Source organism: Microbacterium istanbulense, assembly GCF_037204145.1.
GTDB lineage: Bacteria > Actinomycetota > Actinomycetes > Actinomycetales > Microbacteriaceae > Microbacterium > Microbacterium istanbulense.
This window is the reverse complement of sequence record NZ_JBBDGN010000006.1, coordinates 1-17,069: the sequence shown is the minus strand read 5'-3', so window position 1 is coordinate 17,069 and position 17,069 is coordinate 1. Positions and strand designations below refer to the sequence as shown.

Here is a 17,069-nt window from a genome sequence, read left to right as displayed (position 1 = left end):
AGCCGCCGAGGTCAGAGCGGCGGATCAGTGCGGCGTGGCGAGCGACCAGACGATCTCCGTCTCGATGAAACCCTCGCGCGTGTAGAGGCGGCGGGCGTCGTCGTTATGACCGAAGACGTTGAGGGCGAGCACGTCGATCCCGGCCGCTCGCGCCTGTTCGGCGGCGAACCGCAGCGTCTGCGTGCCGTAGCCCTGCCCGCGCACCGACGGCCGCATCTCGATGTCGTAGATGTACGCCTGCGCCTCCTGCAGGTGTATCCAGAGCAGGCCCGCCTCGGCGTCATCGTGCGTGCGGATGCTCCAGAACAGTTGCCCGGGGTGTGCAGGCCCTGAGGTAGCAGCCGGTGGTGGCTCTGCTCCGCCTCCTCCCGTGCGGCATCCCGTTCGCTGGCAGCCCCGCTGTCCAGCAGCTCCCGCGCATAGGCTTCGGTGCTGACCGCCCGGTAGGCGTCGTACTCCGCATCCGTCAGGGGCGGGCGCGCACAGCGGGCGCGGGTGCATCCGCCGTGCGGCGCTGCATCTTCGTCGCGACTCGCGTCGCTCCCGCCACGGCCGGCAATTCGGCCAGAGCACCATCGCCGAGGAACGTGCTGAACAGCGCCGTCTGGGCAAGGGACTCCTTCTTCGCGAGCGCGAGCAGCGCTGCCCAGACCTGCGCCGCCGTGTGGTCGCCGACAGCGATGTCGCCCACGCGCCACCGGTCATCCGCACGGAGCATCCACACCGCGAGGCCGTCGTCATGCAGCCACATCTCGCCGTCGGGGAGGTCGGGAAGCGGCGTGTCGAATCCTTCGGCGCGGCGGCGCCGCTCGCGAAGCCGCTCCCGCGCGGCATCCCGCCGTCGAGAGAACTCAGGCTCGGCCACCGGCGTCCAGCCGTTCTGAGAGACCGGTCCGCTCACCAGAAGCGCTCGGGCTCCTCGGCGGGCCGCTTGTCGGCACCGCCCCAGCGCTCCGACTCCGCGGTGGCGGCGGAGGCCGCTTCGTCGGCCTCGCGCAGCGCGGCGATCGCCGAGTCAGCCGGGTCGTCGGTGGCCACGACCAGTTGAGTGATGGCACCACCGGGGGTGTCGACGACCGTGCAGTCGCGCACGTGCGCCCGCCACACATCGATGCGATCGCGGGAAAGCTCGCGCAGGCGGTAACGGATGCCCCGGTCGAGGTCGATCACCGACACGACCGTGCCCGCTTCGAGTTCGCCGTCGCGCACCTGCGCGATCTCGACATGATTGCCGCGCGGCACCGGAGCGGAGGCCGCGACCACGAGCGTTCTCTCCATGACCCCACTCTAGGCTCCTCGCGCGTAGGCAGAGCGCCCCGGTGCTGAGAAGATGTGATCATGAGGATCCTTCTGATCGGAGCACGCGGACATGTCGGTTCCGCTGCGGCCGCCGCTCTGCGCCCCCGGCACGACCTGATCGAGGTCGGGCGCTCCACCGATCCCGCCGTCGACATCACCGATGAGGCGTCGATCGCCGCTGCGCTGGATGCCACGGGCACCGTCGATGCGATCATCGTCGCCGCCGGTTCTGTGCCCTTCCGTCCCGTCACCGAGCTCACCCGCGACGACTACCTGGCAGCCTTCACCGGCAAGGTCCTCTCGCAGCTCGATGTCGTGCGACTCGGCATCCCCCACCTCGCCGATGGCGGGTCGCTGACGCTGACCAGCGGCATCCTCGCTCGCGACGCGATCGCGACCGGATCCGCCGCCTCGATGGCCAACGGGGCGTTGGAGGCCTACGTGATGGCCGCTGCCCCCGAGTTGCCCCGCGGCATCCGCATCAACGCCGTCAGCCCGAGCGTTCTCGCCGAGGCGACCGGGTACCACGATGCCTTCGCCGGGTTCCCCCAGGTCAGCGACGACGAGGTCGGCCGCGCCTATGTGCGAGCGGTCGAGGGTGTCGGCACCGGCCGCGTCATCCCGGTGGGCTGACCCGTGTCGACGCGATCCGAGCTGCGTGAGCAGCACACGCACCGTCGTTCCCCACTGCGCTGGCTCGTCTCGGCGCTGATCATCCTCGCCTGGCTGGCGGCGGCGTCGTTCGGTGGCCCGCTGTTCGGCAAGATCGACGAGGTCTCATCGAACGACCGCACGGCCTACCTGCCCGAGTCTGCCGACGCGACGACCGTGCAGACCGCGCTCGATGACTTTCTCGGTTCGGATGCGATCCCCGCCGTCGTCGTCTTCTCATCCGATGGCGACATCGACGAGACCACCCAGCAGGAACTGACCACGGCCTTGGAGGATGCGACGGATGCCGAGGGCATCCTCGAGGGGTCCTCCCCCGTTCTCGTCTCCGACGACGGCCAGGCAGCGCAGGCCTTCGTGCCGATCGCCACCGACGGCGAAGTCGGAGAGATCACGACGACCCTCTCCGAGACGCTGCGCGAGACCGTGCCCTCCGGCATCGAGGTCTACGTCACCGGTCCCGCCGGTTTCACGGCCGATCTCATCGCGGGTTTCGCCGGCATCGATGGCATCCTGCTGCTCGTCGCCCTGCTGGCGGTGCTGGTCATCCTGGTGATCGTGTATCGCTCGCTGCTGTTGCCGGTGATCGTGCTCAGCACCAGCCTGTTCGCCCTCTGCGTGGCGTTGCTGGTGGTGTGGTGGCTGGCGAAGTTCGAGGTGCTGCTGCTGAGCGGCCAGACGCAGGGCATCCTGTTCATCCTCGTCATCGGCGCCGCGACCGATTACTCCCTGCTGCTCGTGGCGCGTTTCCGCGAAGAGTTGCGGCACACCGACGACCGGTGGCGCGCGGTCGGTGGCGCCTGGCGCGGCTCGTTCGAGCCGATCCTCGCCTCGGGCGGCACGGTGATCGCCGGTCTGCTGTGCCTGCTGCTGAGCGATCTGAAGTCGAACAGCACACTGGGCCCGGTGGCCGCCATCGGCATCGTCTTCGCGATGCTCGCTGCGCTGAGCTTCCTGCCTGCGATGCTCGGTCTATTCGGTCGCGCCGCGTTCTGGCCGCGCCGTCCCGTCTACGACGCAGACCTCGCCGCGCACCCGAACCCGCTCGAGGGCAACGGTCTGTGGCAACTGCTCGCGCGTGGCATCCGTCGTCGTCCGCGGGTGATCTGGGTCGCGACGACCGTCGTGCTCGCCGTCGCCGCCATCGGGGTGGTGCAGCTGAAGGCCGATGGCGTGCCGCAGTCGGATCTCGTCCTCGGCGCGTCTGAGGCACGTGACGGGCAGGAGGTGCTCGGCGAGCACTTCCCCGCAGGCTCGGGCAGCCCGGTGTACGTGCTCGTCGACGCGGACCGGATGCAGGATGCCGCCGACGTGCTGCTCGCCGACGACGGCGTCGAGGGCGTCTCGATCACCGCCGAGGACTCGCCGTCGGGCAGCGCCCCCGTGACGGCCGACGGGATCACCGCGCTCGGCCCTCCCGGCACGCCCGCTCCCGAACCGACCGAGATCGACGGCACCGTGCTGCTGCAGGGCACGCTGACGGCCGCGGCGGATTCGGCGGAGGCCGAGCAGACCGTCGCCGATCTGCGTGCCGAGCTCGATCCCCTCGGGGCGAAGGTGGGCGGTGTCACGGCCACGGCCGTCGATACGAACACCGCATCGATCCATGACCGCAACCTCATCATCCCGGTGATCCTCGTGGTGATCCTGCTGATTCTCATGCTGCTGCTGCGGGCGATCCTCGCGCCGGTGCTGTTGATCCTCACCACCGTGCTCTCGTTCGGGTCGGCGATGGGTGTCTCGGCGCTGGTCTTCAACGGGATCTTCCAGTTCCCCGGGGCAGATCCGGCCGTTCCCCTGTTCGGGTTCGTCTTCCTCGTCGCACTGGGAATCGACTACAACATCTTCTTGATGACCCGGGTGCGCGAGGAGTCGCAGCGTTTCGGCACACGCGAGGGCGTGCTGCGCGGCCTTGCGGTGACCGGCGGCGTGATCACCTCCGCAGGACTCGTGCTGGCGGCGACGTTCGCGGCCCTGTCGGTGATTCCGATCCTGTTCCTCGTGCAGCTGGCGTTCATCGTGGCGTTCGGCGTGCTGCTCGACACGTTCGTGGTGCGCTCGCTGCTGGTGCCCGCGCTGAGCTACGACATCGGCAAGGCGATCTGGTGGCCCTCGAAGCTGTCGCGCTCCGAACCCGCAGGTCCCGGCGCGGAGGATGCCGCATGAGGGTCTGGTCGCTGCATCCCGATCAACTCGATCGCGCCGGCCTCATCGCCTGCTGGCGGGAGACGCTGCTGGCGCAGGCTGTGCTCGCCGAGCGCACCAAGGGCTACCGCAACCATCCTCAGCTCGAGCGGTTCCGCGCACAGGCCGACCCGTTGGCATCCGTCGGCGCGTACCTCGCCGGTCTCGCTGCGGAGGCCGACCGGCGCGGGTACCGTTTCGACCGCACCCGCATCATCGACGCCACGGATGCCGTGGAGCGGATCACGGTGACCGACGGCCAGCTCGATCTCGAATGGGAGCATCTGGGAGCCAAGCTGGCTGCCCGCAGCCCCGAAGACGCGGTGCGCTGGTCGCAGAGCCGTCCGCGCCCTCATCCGCTCTTTCGGGTGGTGCCCGGCGAGGTCGAATCATGGGAGCGCGCCCGGCTCTGAGGTGTACTGCCGGTACCCGTTTCGCCAGGGCCTCCCCCGGGCATCCGAGACGTGGTGAAGTGGATGCCTGGACATCCCCCACCCGGTGGTGTCCGACGACGACAGGAAGAGAACGCACACATGCGCGCAGTCATCATGCACGGTCCCGGCGACGTCCGCGTCGAGGAGACCCCGCGCCCCACCATCATCGAGCCCACCGATGCGGTCATCCGCGTCACCGCGGCGTGCGTCTGCGGGTCGGATCTGTGGCCCTATCGCGGCATCGAGCCGGTGCGCCGCCCCACCCGCATGGGTCACGAGTACATCGGTATCGTCGAGGAGATCGGCGAGGCGGTGCACGACATCGCGGTCGGCGACTTCGTCGTCGGCTCGTTCGTGGCATCCGACGGCACGTGCGAGATCTGCCAGGCCGGGTACGAGTCGCGCTGCATCCACCAGGTGATGATGGGCTCGGTCGGCACCCAGGCCGATTTCGCCCGCATCCCGCTCGCGGACGGCACTCTCGTCAAGGTCGAGGGCACGCCGACCGAGGCGCAGACCCGCAGCCTGCTGGCTGCCTCCGATGTACTCGGCACCGGCTGGTTCGCGGCGGTGGCCGCCGAGGCGGGACCCGGCAAGACGGTGGCGGTCGTCGGCGATGGCGCGGTGGGACTGCTGGGCATCCTCGCCGCTAAGCGGTTGGGCGCCGAGCGCATCATCGCCATGTCGCGGCACGCGGATCGTCAGGCCCTCGCCCGGCAGTTCGGCGCGACCGACATCGTCGAGGAGCGCGGCGCTGAGGGTGTCGGTCGCATCAAGGAGCTGACCGGCGGCTACGGCGCGCACTCGACGATCGAGGCCGTGGGCACCCAGGAATCGATGGATCAGGCGATCCAGGCCACCCGGCCCGGCGGGCACGTCGGCTTCGTCGGCGTCTCGCACGGCGTCGAGCTCGACGGCCTGGGGCTGTTCTTCTCGACCGTGCACCTGCACGGTGGCCCCGCCCCCGTGCGACGTTTCCTGCCCGAACTCATCGACCTGATCATGACCGATCAGATCGACCCGGGCGTCGTGTTCGATCTGATCGTGCCGATCGAGGATGCCGCCGAGGCCTACCGCGCCATGGATGAGCGCCGCGCGACGAAGGCGCTGCTGACGCTCTGAGAGCATTCCGCCCGCTCCGCACCACTGTGCCCCGTCACCGAGTGGCGGGGCACAGGCATGTTCCGTCTGACAGCCGGACCGTCACCTCGGGCGGGGTCGTACGATGACGACGTGGGTGAGAGTGTGCGGGGCGACGACGAGGGGCAGATCCGCACGCTGGGGATCCTCGGGGCCGGGCGGCTCGGCACCGTGATCGCGCGCCTGGCGGCATCCGCGGGATACCGCGTGCTCGTCGCGCGCTCAGGCGACCCTGCCCCGATCGCTCGGGCGATGGCGGCGATCGGCGCGACGGCGATGAGCGCCGAGCAGGTCATCGCCGAGTCGGATGCCGTCGTGCTCGCCCTCCCCCTGGGCCGGTACCGCACCCTGCCCGTCGACCTGCTGCGCGATGCGCTTGTGATCGACGCGATGAACTACTGGTGGGGCGCCGATGGCATCCGCGACGATCTCACCGACCCGCGCACGTCGACCAGCGAACTCGTGCAGGCGCACCTGCCCGGCGCGCGCGTGGTGAAGGCACTGAGTCACATGGGGTATCAGGATGTCGAGGACGAGACCCGCCCCGCGGGTGCTGCAGGACGCAAGGCCCTCGCTCTCGCCGGTGACGATCCTGCTGCGGTGGCCGCGGTCGCCCGACTCGTCGACGACCTCGGATTCGACCCGGTCGTCGCCGGCGGGCTCGCCGAAGGCATCAGGCTCGAACCCGGCGCCGAGGCGTTCGGCGCCGACGTCGACGCCGAAGACCTGCAAGCGATGCTCGACCGGTTCTGGACCTCGCAGCGCGGCATCGTCGTGGCGCGCGCCCGCGCCGCACCGGCCTGATCAGCCGGCGTGGTCGGCGGCCTCGGCGGCGGTGCCGCCCGGGGGGTACCGATCGACCTCGGGACGCCGTACGAGCATGATGGTGCTGGTCACCAGACCGCCCCAGACGACGACCAGGGCGATGACCAGGAACGTGATGGCGATCGGAGTCATCGTGCTCCCTCCTCAATGGCGGCGCGGCTGACCCCGCCGGTGTCGATCGGCGGCCACACCGTGAACAGGTCGGGGTCGCGCTTCCACGGGATCCATGTCAGCACGATCGAGGCGATGATCATGACCGCCACAGAGCCCCACCCGACGATGAGCAGGTAGGTGCTGTCGTATCCACCGTATGGCGTGGTGATCAGGCCGATGATGGTCGCCACGAGCATGTAGCCGAGCACGAGCGGGCCGAGGATGGAGACGAGGAACAGCCAGGTGCGCCCGACCTTGAAGGTCGACAGCGCGCTGAGGTGACCGCTCAACTCGGTGCCGGCTCGGCGAATCCAGAGCACCGTGATGGTCATTGCGACGGCCGAGCCGACGATGCCGATGTTGTTGGCCCAGTTGTCGATGGTGTCGAGCGCGGTCAGGCCGGAGCTGGTGCCGAAGAGCACGATCGAGATGAGCGCGAAGACGCCGCCGATGCCGTAGACGGCTTGCGCGCGGCTGAGACCGAACTTGTCCATGATGCCCGCGAGCACCACCTCCATCACCGAGATGAGCGAGGTGAGGCCGGCGAGCGTCAACGCGCCGAAGAAGAGTGCGCCGAAGAACTCGCCGCCGGGCATCTCGGCGACGATCGCCGGGAAAGTCATGAAGGCCAGGCCCACACCGGTGAGGCCCTCGAGGTCGCCGACACCGATTCCCTGCTGGTGGGCGAAGAAGCCGAGGGTCGCGAAGACGCCGATGCCCGCGAGGATCTCGAACGACGAGTTGCCGAATGCGACGACGAGGCCGGGGCCGGTGAGGTTCGACTTGCGGCGACGGTACGAGGAGTACGTGAGCATGATGCCGAACGCGACCGACAGCGAGAAGAACACCTGGCTGTAGGCGGCCACCCAGACATCGGGCTGCGTGAGTGCGGCGAAGTCGGGGGTGAAGAGCGCGTTCAGGCCCTCTTCGGCACCGGGAAGCAGCAGCGCGCGGACGACGAGGATGAGGAAGCCGACCACGAGCAGCGGCACGGCGACGACGTTCAGGCGCTGCACGCCCTTGACCACGCCGGCGCCGAGGATGAGCAGGGCGATGACCCACATCGCCACGAGGGGGATGAGCACGGCGGGCACGAAGTCGAACGTGATCGACGACTCGGAGACCTGCAGGTAGTCGCCGACGAAGAAGGCGACGGCGTCGTCACCCCAGCGCAGGTCGAACGAGAAGACGAAGAAGCTGACCGCCCAGGCGAGCACGGCGGTGTAGTACAGCGAGATGAACACGCAGATCATCACCTGGAACCAGCCGATCCCCTCACCGAGCTTGCCTGCGAGGCGTCGGAGGGCGAGGGGTGCCGAGCCGCGGAAGCGGTGGCCGATCGCGTAGTCGAGGAACAGGATCGGGATGCCGGCGGTGAGCAGGGCGACGATGTACGGGATGAGGAACGCGCCGCCGCCGTTCTCGTATGCGACGCCGGGGAACCGCCAGATGTTGCCGAGACCGACGGCTGAGCCGATCGCCGACAGGATGAATCCGACCTGTCCGGTCCATTCGGCGCGCTGCGTGGGCAGGCCTTCGGTCTGCGGTGCCGTCGTCATCGGCGGGCTCCTCACTTCATCGGGAAGACATCGTCGGATGCCATGAAGCGAGCGTAGCGGCTGCGTTGTGCGGGCACGATTCGACCGCGCCGGTCAGGGCGCGGTCGCACGCCTAGAGCAAGAACTCCTCGGGCGGGTTCGGTGCGGCCTCGATCACCGCGCGCGTGGCGGTGAGCTTGTCGGCGTAGTTGCCGGGCGCGACCCCGAAGGCCTGCTGTGCCCAGGGGTCGATAACGTGCTCGAGCAGCAGCAGCGCCCGTTCTGCCCAGAAGCGCAGTGCAGGGTGAATCCACCCCGAGATCTTGAACTGGCCGAGGGCTCCGGCGATGTACGCGTCGATCTCACCGTGGATGAAACGGATGTTGTTGCTGTCGGCATCGAGCCAGCCGACGATTTCGTCTTGCAGGCTCTCCCAGATGCTCGCCGGCACAAGGTCCCAGTCTTCGATGAGGTTGGCGATCGCACCGGCTGCGTGGACATCGCTCCCACCCTCTCGGTAGTGCTCCTCCAGAATGCGCAGCGTATCGTTACCGTCGTCGCTGCCGAATGGAGCGCGCGGGTCAGCGTCATCCCAGAACCAGTCAGGGGCGACGGCGACGTAGGCCGGATGGCTGGTCGTCGGCGACAGCCCTACTTCGAGGTCGTCGAGGTGCGGAGTGTGGGCCGGCGTGCGCATGCCCACATCCTAAGCAGGGTCTGCGACATCTGACCCTTCGCGGCGGCGGACAGCCCCTGGCGTGCGAGTACGGATGCCTGCATACTTGCGGTCACAGCGAGCAGACGAGCTCACAGCGAGCGAGACGAGGACGATCATGGGTCACCACAAGGGCAACGACGAACTCCGCAACGAGCACGAAGCGCAGGATGAGCGCCGCCAGGAGAAGCGCGACGAGGCGTTCGACGCCGACGGGGGCGTGCTCGACGAGGCCTCACAGGACGAGCGCCGTGACCGGGGTCTACCGCGCGACTGAGCTGACGCGGGAGTCGCCGCGCCCTCGCGTCTATCGCGTGGTCGCGGCGTCGACCACCAGGGAGGCCACGACGCACGTGGCGACGATGACGGCGATGCCGATGGCCGGCACCCACCAGCTTTCGCGCCCGCGGACCGCCAGCACAAGGATGCCGAGGGCAGCCACAACGAGGCTCCCCACTCCGACCCACATCTGCGCGGCAAGCGCCGCCGCAATCACCCCGGTATCGCAGCGCTGACCGCAGCCGGTGATGCTCAGCGATTCGAACACAACCCAGAGATAGGCGAGCCACGCTGCGCCGACCTGCACTGCCAGGACGACGAGGCCTTTGCCGAGGGCGACGGGATTTCGTACGCGACGCATGGGCAGATCGTAGTCGGTGATCACCGGCCGCACGGGCCAGGAGAGTGTCCGCGACGGGCACCAGGGTGTCGCGCTCGAACTGGTCACGTCGCGAACGTTCGCGGGGGGGCATGCAGCTGCTCGAGTATCGGCCGCGACTGCTGACCGAGCCGCTGCCGCCCGGTATCGGGACGGCGTAGGGCTGTCATGGAGAGCGTCATCGGGGCCGCCACATAGAGCACGGCACTCGGGTGCCTCTTCGGCGAAACGCCGACCGGCTTGGGCGACCTCACGCAAGCGTCGCTGATCGTTGTCGGGCGCCAGGACTCCGTTGTCGGCTATGGCGATGGCATGAACCTGCTCGGGCGATATCCGGGGGCGTCGCTCGCGGTGATCGACGGCGCGGGCCACGCCCTACGGCATGAGGCGCTTGAGCTTGTGGGCGCGCTGGTACGGCAGTGGTTTGAGCCGGCTGAAGCTGCGGGGTGAGTTGATCATCACCGAGATCTATGGATTGTGACGCGGGCGTGGTATCGGGTCGGAGAACCTCTGCATCTCGATCGGGTCAGGGAGTTCCCACGTTTCCCTGAACCGCGACCGAAGTTCCTTGATCCGTCGATCGAAATAGATGGCCGGTATCAGTGCTAGACCAAGAAGCAGCACAGCGCTCCCCCACAACGTCAACACCAACAATGCGGACATGTCACTCGGGACCGCGCGCGACATTGACAGGAGGCCGTGAACGAGCGGCACCAAGGCCAAAGTCGCGAGCACCATGGCCGCACCTATCAGCGCGAAGGTGATGCCGCGCGCCGGTGACCACGGCGATACGACCGTCCGGATCACAGAAGTCGCCACGAGATCATCACGCGCGGCTTCGGCCAATCGGGCTGCAGGCGATCCCGCTTCCATCGTCTCCAGCTCCGCCGACAATTGCCGAGCACGTCGAAGCTCGCGTGGCACCGCGCGTTGCACGAGGGTGCCTACGAGAGCGAGCAAGCCTGTTATTGCCGCGGCCCCAAGCGTCGCCAACCATTCCATTGCTTCCCCTCTCGAACTGTTCGATGCCTCAGTCTGTCCGGCCCTGCCGACATTGCTCGCGTGCAGGGTTGCTTCAGAGCGCTATCCGCCGATTTCCGCGATGACGTAGTGCATATCGCGAGGTTCCGTGACCACGGAGCGACGGTCAAACGAATCGCGAACGACTTCTGGGCCATCCGATGGCGCCGCAGAGATGATTGTGTCGCGCCGATATCGACCTGGACGCTAAGCCCGGTGGGCGCGCATGCTCGGTCGATGCTGGGCGCGCAGTTCGGTGGCAGGTCGAAGTACGCCAAGATGTCCGCCGCTCTCTTGCTCAGCGTGCTCCCGAGCTTGCGGGTCTCGATCAGCGCGTCAGGGACGCCGGTGGAGACGGCGTCGATGACGCCCTGCATGAGGAACTTCCCGAGCCGTCGATCAGGCTCTCGGTAGGCGGCCACCATGCGCTGATAGATCCCGTGCGTCGCTTCGACCCCGATGTGCCGCTCCTCGGCGAACAGCTCCTCGAGTCTGGCGACCTACCGGTCAGTGAGCAGGCTCGCTCCCGTGTGGAGGGTGCGGCGGGCTGTGTAGAGCGGGTCGTCTTTCCGGCCGCGCCGCCCGAAGATGTCGTTCTGGACCCGGCGGCAGCTGTCGAGGGCATCACCGGCGAGCCGGATCACGTGGAACGGGTCCATCACGGCGACCGCGGTGGGGATCTCTTCGGCGGCGGCGGTCTTGAAACCGGTAAACCCGTCCATCGCGACGACCTCGATGTTTCTGCACCAACGTTCTGGCCGTTCGGCGAGCCAGGTCTTGAACACCGCCTTCGCCCCCCCCGACCATGTCCAACAGCCGCGACGGCCCCGTTCCCGCTTGCGGACGGCAACTCGACGGAGCATCTGGCGGCCCGTTCGAAGACGTTCCGGCAGGCGGCCGAGGCGATGATCGCCGCGAGCGCTCACCTCAAGCAGAAGACGCTCAATGGTTACGAGATCGCCCTGCGCGTGCACGCCTATCCTGCGTTCGGGAACCGGCGCATCTCGACTCTGAAGGCGGCGGACATCGATGCCCGGCTCGCCACGCTCCGCGCCAAGCCGAAGGCGGACGGCAAGCAGCGCACTGAGACGAGCGTGCTCGGCACCTACAAGGTGGTGCGGAAGGTGTTCTCCTGCGCCTACGCCCACCGGCTGATCCCGTTCAACCCCTGCATCGCCGTCACCAAGCCCCAGACGGACACCGCCGAGGCACGATTCCTCACCGTCGAGGAGGTCAACCGGCTCAGCGCCGAGCTATCGGTACAGCCGCCATACGACCTGCTCGTGCGCTTCGGCGCTCTGACGGGTCTCAGAATCGGGGAGGTCGCGGCGCTGCGCGTCCGCGACATCGATCTACGCCGCGGCGAAGTGCAGGTGCGGCGGAACATGACCCACACAAGCAAGGGTTACATGGTCGGCACTCCGAAGACCGCTCGGGCCGTACGCGATGTGCCGATCCTGGACGAGACCCTGTTCCGCGACCTGGGCGCGTACCTGCGTGACCACCCTCACCGCGACAACCTGGAAGCGGGACTGTGGCCGGGAAAGGTGCCGGGGCACAACAAGCTCAGCTACGAGCGCGACTTCGATCCCAAGGGCTTCTACCGCTACACGTTCAAGCCCGCCGCCACCCGCGCTGGTCTAGACGGCCTGCACTTTCACGAGCTACGCCACACCTTCGCCACGCTCGCGCTGGAGTCCCGCGCGCTCGACATGCATGAGCTTTCCCGCGCGATGGGGCACGCGAGCTACGCATCACCGACAAGGTCTATGCGCACGTCCGGCCACGCGACTTCAGCGCCCACCGCGCGGCGTTCTCGGCTCACATCTCGGCTGCCAGCGCTCCGGTCGCTCCGCTGCGTCAGATCGGCGGTTAGCGCTTCAGATTCGCCTTCATCCATTCTGCGCTCGCAGCAGTCATCGCGTGCGACAACTCCGCGAGCCCTGTTGCAAGATCGACAGAATACGAGACGATCAAGCTGTTGAGAATCGAGCTTCCGCTCTTCTGCACGGCGCTCCGAGACAGCGCCCATTGTGCGGAGGTCTCCACTCCAGATGACTTACTGACGAAGTGAGCGACAACCTCGTTGCGAATCTGAGTTAGATCCTTGTAAAACGGCTTGTCAGTGCGCATCGCCTTGAGCCTCGATGTCATCGCGGCCTGCGCTTCACCCCATTGCTTCAAGTCCAGGAAGCCAGCAAGACGACCGTGTTGCTTGCCTGCTTCAACCGCCAGCTCCCGCAGCATGATTCCGATACCCTTCTCAGCCTCAATCAGAGCAAGCGCAAGGTACTTCTCCGCCGTGATGCGCGATGACTCGTCAGCGAGCAGCAGCCTCAGATTCATGCGGATGTCTAGATCCACCTGTGTGATGAAGAACTGAAGGTTTGCGTACGCCCGGAGGACCGCGGTGTCGCCAGTTTCGCGAGAGAACCGTGCGACGTTCTCCGCCGCCATCACGACCGCTTTGGACGCGTCCGGGATCGTAACGTCGAGGTTGGCGATGAACTCATCATTAGCAGGTGTCGGCATGGCCACATCCTGGCAGAGCCTGTGAACAACTGGAGGGGTTTTGGAGGGGTTGGCGATCCCGGACATGCAGAAGGGCCGGAAACTCTTGTGAGATTCCGGCCCTAAATGGTCGGGCTGACAGGATTTGAACCTGCGACCCCTTGAGCCAGCGACGTGATCTACGTCACGAACCCTCCATAGCCGTAGATGCCTTACGGGAGTAGTGCACGCGGGCTATCGCGGCTCCCGCCAGTTCCCGCCGATTCCGGTGACATCCTGCATCTAGCGGTGACACTAGCGGTGACATTCTCGAAGGGCTGGAGAGGCATCTAAAAGGTCCGAGGGAGACCTTGAGATCTGGGGCGCTCTACTGGAGTACGCCGCGGATTCTGGACCTGAGGACGCGGTCGCGAGTTTGAGGATTCTGCCTGCAAGAACCTGCCGCCTTGCAAAGGATCACCGTCCGGACGACGTGTGGGCGGCGACTAGATACCCGCCTGGCGGTCGACCACTACTCGGGATGCGCGCGAGGTGGCCGATCGTCCGAAGCATGAGGAGCGCCCGTGTCGACGATCACAGCCTGATGCTCCCTCCGATCCCGAGCGTCCCTGTTCTATGGCATATTCGACGCAGAGGCACCTGTCTGAGGGGACGGAGCCTGTGCGTGCCTACCGGCATGCCCACTGGACGAAGGGGTTCGCCGTGACCATTCCCGTATCCGAAGATCAGACGCCAGCACCCGAGGACGTGCAGGACATCGCGGTGGTGATCCGTGATTGCAACAGCATCGCTGAAGCCGCGATCACGTTGCGTCCCGGTGCGCTGAACATCAAGTACGGGCCCAACGGCCTCGGCAAGAGCACCATTGCACGAGCATTGACGTACCGAGCTGAAAGCGCTGAGCGCCTGGCTGAGCTCACGCCGTTCAAGCACCTGGGAGCCACGCCGGCGGTCCTCCCCGCCGTGGAGGGCGCGGACGAGATCAAGACTGTGCTCACGTTCGACGACGAGTACGTCTCAAGCTTCGTGTTCCGCAAAGACGAGGTCGTGGAGAACAGCTTCGAGATCTTCATCAACACGGACGAGTACCGCGCCGGTCTCGCAGAGATCGACGAGATCTTCGAGTCCTTGAAGGAGACCTTTCTCGAGGGCGTTGAGCTCAACGAAGCGATCGGTCACTTCACTGAGCTTCGAGACGCCTTCGGTGTGACCGCAGCTGGGAAGCTGTCGAAGGCCAGTCGGGGCTCGAAGGCGCTGAGCGTGGGCGGCAAGCTCGATGTGATCCCGGAAGCGCTCCAGGGCTATTCGGAGTTCATCAAGAGCGACAATCCTGCCAAGTGGATCACGTGGCAGGCGCAAGGCAAGGAGTATCTCGGCCTCTCGGACAACTGCCCATTCTGCTCGACGGTGAGCGTCGACAAGACGACCGCGGAAAAGGTATCCGCCGAGTACAACTCGGCTGCTGTGAAGAACATGAGCAGTCTGAGAGCCGTGATCGAGAAGCTCGGCGGGTATCTCAATCCGGAGCACCGTGAGCAGCTGGAGACGTTGACGAAGCTGCTCACGGACATGACCGCCGAGCAGGAGCGGTTCCTCGTCAACCTGCACGGAGAGATCGTCACGTTCTTGAGCAAGCTGACGGCTGCTCGCAATGTCTCATTCCATGCGTTGCGTGAAGCCGGAGACGTGAAGAAGTTCCTCGACGACCTGCGAATCGATCTCAGCCTGCTGCACGGGCTGAGATCCGACGCGACACAGGACATCGTGACCTCGATCAACGCCAAGCTCGATGAGGTCGAGGCCCGCGTCATCGACATCAACAAACGGATCTCGCGGCAGAAGCGCACGGTCGCGCAGCTGATTCAGGAGAACCAGCGCGCGATCAATGACTTCTTGCGCTCGGCGGGCTACAAGTACGCGGTCCGCATCGAGGAGAAAGGCGACTCCTATCGGATGCTGCTCGAGCACCAGGACAAGGCTGGCCACCTGGAGTCAGCAGGTCAGCATCTCAGCTATGGCGAGAAGAACGCGTTCGCGCTGGTGCTGTTCATGTACGACGCGAGACGCCGCCATCCGGACCTCGTGGTACTGGACGACCCGGTGTCGAGCTTCGACAAGACGAAGAAGTTCGCGATCCTGCATCAGCTCTTCCACGGTCAGAACAGCTTCAAGGACGTCACCTGCCTGCTACTCACTCATGATCTTGAACCCGCGATCGATGTCGTTCGGACATCTGCGACCCCAGTGGTCCACTTCCTCACGGGACGCAGTGGCGTGATCTCTGAGCTTCCGATCACGTCGGACGACATCATGACCTTCTCCGAGGTCTGCAAGCAGAACATCGCCAATGCGAGTGACCCGGTGATCCCGTGCATCTATGCTCGGCGGCTTCTGGAAGTCCGCGGCGCGAGGAACATGGGCTACGAGCTGCTGTCGAACCTGCTGCACGTGCGTGACGTCCCACTTCTGAAGCCGCACACGGATGGCGAAGCCCTGATGACTCAGTCCGAGATCGATGAAGGAACTGAGGAAGTGCGGGAGTGGCTTCGCGACTTCGACTATCAGACGCTTCTTGCCGATCTGAAGGACCCGCAGGCAGTCAAGGCAAGATTCGATGCGACCAATGTCGGGTACGAGAAGGTTCAGTTGTTCCGCGTGTTCACGGTATTGAGCCCGACAACGCTGACAAGGGACAAGATCTTCACGAAGTTCGTGAACGAGACGTACCACATCGAGAACGAGTACGTGATGCAGCTCAATCCGCAGAAGTTCGACGCGGTGCCGGAGTATGTTGTCGCGGCCTGCAAGGAGCTCATCGATGCGAACTTCCAAGACTGAGGCGCGCTGCTGCAGCCTGCCGTGCGGCCGCACAGGGCACATGTACCCGGCATACAGACATGGCTCGGACCTCTTCTCCTGCGGCAGCGCACGTCGGCGCGATCATCAAGGAGCCGCGCCTCAAGCGAGGCATGAGTCAGGACGACCTCGCGTCGAAGACGAAGATCGACAGGTCTGCAGGCATGGAGTACGACGAGGCCGGCGGCGTGAACGGCGTGCCGATCCGCGTGCCCACGGATGACGAGTACAGGACCTGCTCCGTCTGTGGTGGTGACTGCGAGCCAGACATCGGGTCCGGTTCCGACGGGCTCGGCGCGAGGATCGCGTTCGTGTGCCCGGAGCACGGCGTGCAGAGCCTGGTGGACCGTTCGAAGGACTGCGGTAGGCCGACGGCTGTCATAGTTATGGCATGAGCGCCCAGATTCCGAAATATTCGGACCTTCTTCTCCCCACGCTGAGAGCAGTCTCCGAGCTTGGCGGCTCCGGGTCGATCTCAGAGATCGTGGCCAAGGTCATCAAGCTCGAGGAGTTCACCGAAGAACAGCAGGACATCCTGCACAACGGCGGTCCCGAGACGAAGATCGGCTATCGGGTCGCTTGGGCGCGCACCTACTTGAAGTTCTTTGGCTTGCTCACGAACTCGGCTCGCGGAGTGTGGGCGATCACCGAGGCCGGCGACCAGTTCTTGAACGACCCCACGACTTCGGACGACGACCGCACCGCACAGCTGCTGCGTATGAAAGCTGAGAAGCTGCGCGAAGCGGCGCAGGAGCGCGCCTCCCGCGGCGCGACACCAGAACCACCCGTGCGCCCCGCCGAAGCGGAGGACGCGGACGAAGTTGACGAGCTCGACGCAGTAGATGCATCGAGCTCGTGGAAGGAGCGGTTGATCGCGACTCTGACGTCCGAATCGTTCAGCCCGGCACAGTTCGAGCGTCTGGCGCAGAGGCTGCTCCGGGAGGCAGACTTCGAGTCAGTCACAGTCACGGGCCGGTCGGGCGACCAGGGCATCGACGGCATCGGCATCTACCGGCTCGGTCTGCTCTCATTCCCCGTGTACTTCCAGTGCAAGCGATACAAGGGCA

At 66.2% G+C, this 17,069-nt stretch carries 19 protein-coding genes and 1 pseudogene; 11 read left to right on the top strand and 9 right to left on the bottom strand.

From position 1 onward, the window contains the following. Window positions 1-24: 24 nt before the first annotated feature. Genes WDU93_RS07540 through WDU93_RS07530 form a run of 3 tightly spaced genes read right to left on the bottom strand, consistent with a single transcriptional unit; the run spans window position 25 to window position 1,278 of the window. Window positions 25-501: a GNAT family N-acetyltransferase gene (locus tag WDU93_RS07540; protein WP_337319175.1), complete on the bottom strand. Its 477-nt coding sequence runs from the start codon at window positions 499-501 to the stop codon at window positions 25-27. Further along, window positions 467-901, bottom strand: coding sequence for a hypothetical protein (locus WDU93_RS07535; protein ID WP_337319174.1), 435 nt, complete (start codon window positions 899-901; stop codon window positions 467-469). The genes WDU93_RS07540 and WDU93_RS07535 overlap by 35 nt, the downstream gene beginning before the upstream one ends. Continuing rightward, window positions 898-1,278: a hypothetical protein gene (locus tag WDU93_RS07530; RefSeq protein WP_337319172.1), complete on the bottom strand. Its 381-nt coding sequence runs from the start codon at window positions 1,276-1,278 to the stop codon at window positions 898-900. The genes WDU93_RS07535 and WDU93_RS07530 overlap by 4 nt, the downstream gene beginning before the upstream one ends. A 60-nt stretch (window positions 1,279-1,338) precedes the next feature. Here WDU93_RS07530 and WDU93_RS07525 point away from each other — a divergent pair, with 60 nt between their 5' ends. The 5 genes from WDU93_RS07525 (at window position 1,339) to WDU93_RS07505 (ending at window position 6,530) form a co-directional block, all read left to right on the top strand. Further along, window positions 1,339-1,932 carry a short chain dehydrogenase gene (locus WDU93_RS07525; protein WP_337319170.1) on the top strand — a complete coding sequence of 198 codons (594 nt, stop codon included), beginning with the start codon at window positions 1,339-1,341 and terminating at the stop codon, window positions 1,930-1,932. Between the two features lie 75 nt (window positions 1,933-2,007). Beyond that, window positions 2,008-4,134 (top strand): MMPL family transporter, encoded by a 2,127-nt coding sequence (locus tag WDU93_RS07520; protein ID WP_420064050.1) that lies wholly within the window; start codon window positions 2,008-2,010, stop codon window positions 4,132-4,134. Further along, the gene (locus WDU93_RS07515; RefSeq protein WP_337319166.1) at window positions 4,131-4,565 is read left to right on the top strand and encodes a pyrimidine dimer DNA glycosylase/endonuclease V; all 435 of its coding nucleotides are present in this window, start codon (window positions 4,131-4,133) and stop codon (window positions 4,563-4,565) included. Before WDU93_RS07520 ends, WDU93_RS07515 begins: the two co-directional genes overlap by 4 nt. 120 nt (window positions 4,566-4,685) lie before the next feature. Further along, window positions 4,686-5,708 carry a zinc-dependent alcohol dehydrogenase family protein gene (locus tag WDU93_RS07510; RefSeq protein ID WP_337319165.1) on the top strand — a complete coding sequence of 341 codons (1,023 nt, stop codon included), beginning with the start codon at window positions 4,686-4,688 and terminating at the stop codon, window positions 5,706-5,708. A 111-nt stretch (window positions 5,709-5,819) separates the two neighbouring features. Continuing rightward, window positions 5,820-6,530: an NADPH-dependent F420 reductase gene (locus WDU93_RS07505; protein WP_337319163.1), complete on the top strand. Its 711-nt coding sequence runs from the start codon at window positions 5,820-5,822 to the stop codon at window positions 6,528-6,530. Here WDU93_RS07505 and WDU93_RS07500 read toward each other — a convergent pair whose 3' ends face one another. The 3 genes from WDU93_RS07500 to WDU93_RS07490 form a co-directional block, all read right to left on the bottom strand. After that, entirely contained in the window at window positions 6,531-6,683 is a 153-nt protein-coding gene (locus WDU93_RS07500; RefSeq protein ID WP_337319161.1) for a methionine/alanine import family NSS transporter small subunit, read from the bottom strand. Beyond that, window positions 6,680-8,263, bottom strand: a complete 1,584-nt coding sequence (locus tag WDU93_RS07495; protein ID WP_337319159.1) for a sodium-dependent transporter — start codon at window positions 8,261-8,263, stop codon at window positions 6,680-6,682. Before WDU93_RS07495 ends, WDU93_RS07500 begins: the two co-directional genes overlap by 4 nt. A gap of 112 nt (window positions 8,264-8,375) precedes the next feature. Beyond that, window positions 8,376-8,939 carry a hypothetical protein gene (locus tag WDU93_RS07490; protein WP_337319158.1) on the bottom strand — a complete coding sequence of 188 codons (564 nt, stop codon included), beginning with the start codon at window positions 8,937-8,939 and terminating at the stop codon, window positions 8,376-8,378. A 136-nt stretch (window positions 8,940-9,075) separates the two neighbouring features. Between WDU93_RS07490 and WDU93_RS07485 the strand changes: the two genes are divergently transcribed. Further along, window positions 9,076-9,234 (top strand): hypothetical protein, encoded by a 159-nt coding sequence (locus WDU93_RS07485; protein WP_337319156.1) that lies wholly within the window; start codon window positions 9,076-9,078, stop codon window positions 9,232-9,234. A gap of 30 nt (window positions 9,235-9,264) precedes the next feature. Here the strand turns inward: WDU93_RS07485 and WDU93_RS07480 are convergent, their stop codons facing one another. Beyond that, window positions 9,265-9,597 carry a hypothetical protein gene (locus WDU93_RS07480; RefSeq protein WP_337319154.1) on the bottom strand — a complete coding sequence of 111 codons (333 nt, stop codon included), beginning with the start codon at window positions 9,595-9,597 and terminating at the stop codon, window positions 9,265-9,267. 258 nt (window positions 9,598-9,855) lie between these two features. Here WDU93_RS07480 and WDU93_RS07475 point away from each other — a divergent pair, with 258 nt between their 5' ends. Continuing rightward, entirely contained in the window at window positions 9,856-10,065 is a 210-nt protein-coding gene (locus tag WDU93_RS07475) for an alpha/beta fold hydrolase (protein WP_337319152.1), read from the top strand. Between the two features lie 827 nt (window positions 10,066-10,892). On the opposite strand, the pseudogene WDU93_RS07470 reads toward WDU93_RS07475, so the two are convergent. Further along, window positions 10,893-11,469 (bottom strand): annotated as a pseudogene (locus WDU93_RS07470) (transposase); the annotation flags it as partial. A 71-nt stretch (window positions 11,470-11,540) separates the two neighbouring features. On the opposite strand from WDU93_RS07470, the gene WDU93_RS07465 reads away from it, so the two are divergent. Next, a complete protein-coding gene (locus WDU93_RS07465; RefSeq protein WP_337319150.1) occupies window positions 11,541-12,620 on the top strand; it encodes a tyrosine-type recombinase/integrase in 1,080 nt (359 codons plus the stop codon). Here the strand turns inward: WDU93_RS07465 and WDU93_RS07460 are convergent. After that, entirely contained in the window at window positions 12,508-13,167 is a 660-nt protein-coding gene (locus WDU93_RS07460; protein WP_337319148.1) for a hypothetical protein, read from the bottom strand. The genes WDU93_RS07465 and WDU93_RS07460 overlap by 113 nt on opposite strands. Before the next feature lie 681 nt (window positions 13,168-13,848). On the opposite strand from WDU93_RS07460, the gene WDU93_RS07455 reads away from it, so the two are divergent. The 3 genes from WDU93_RS07455 to WDU93_RS07445 form a co-directional block, all read left to right on the top strand. Beyond that, on the top strand, window positions 13,849-15,984 hold the full coding sequence (locus tag WDU93_RS07455; protein ID WP_337319146.1) for an AAA family ATPase: 2,136 nt from the start codon (window positions 13,849-13,851) through the stop codon (window positions 15,982-15,984). Window positions 15,985-16,115: 131 nt separating this feature from the next. Further along, window positions 16,116-16,397, top strand: coding sequence for a hypothetical protein (locus WDU93_RS07450; RefSeq protein WP_337319144.1), 282 nt, complete (start codon window positions 16,116-16,118; stop codon window positions 16,395-16,397). Continuing rightward, window positions 16,394-17,069: restriction endonuclease (locus WDU93_RS07445; protein ID WP_337319142.1), on the top strand; the 676-nt coding region annotated here is incomplete at its 3' end. The genes WDU93_RS07450 and WDU93_RS07445, both read left to right, overlap by 4 nt.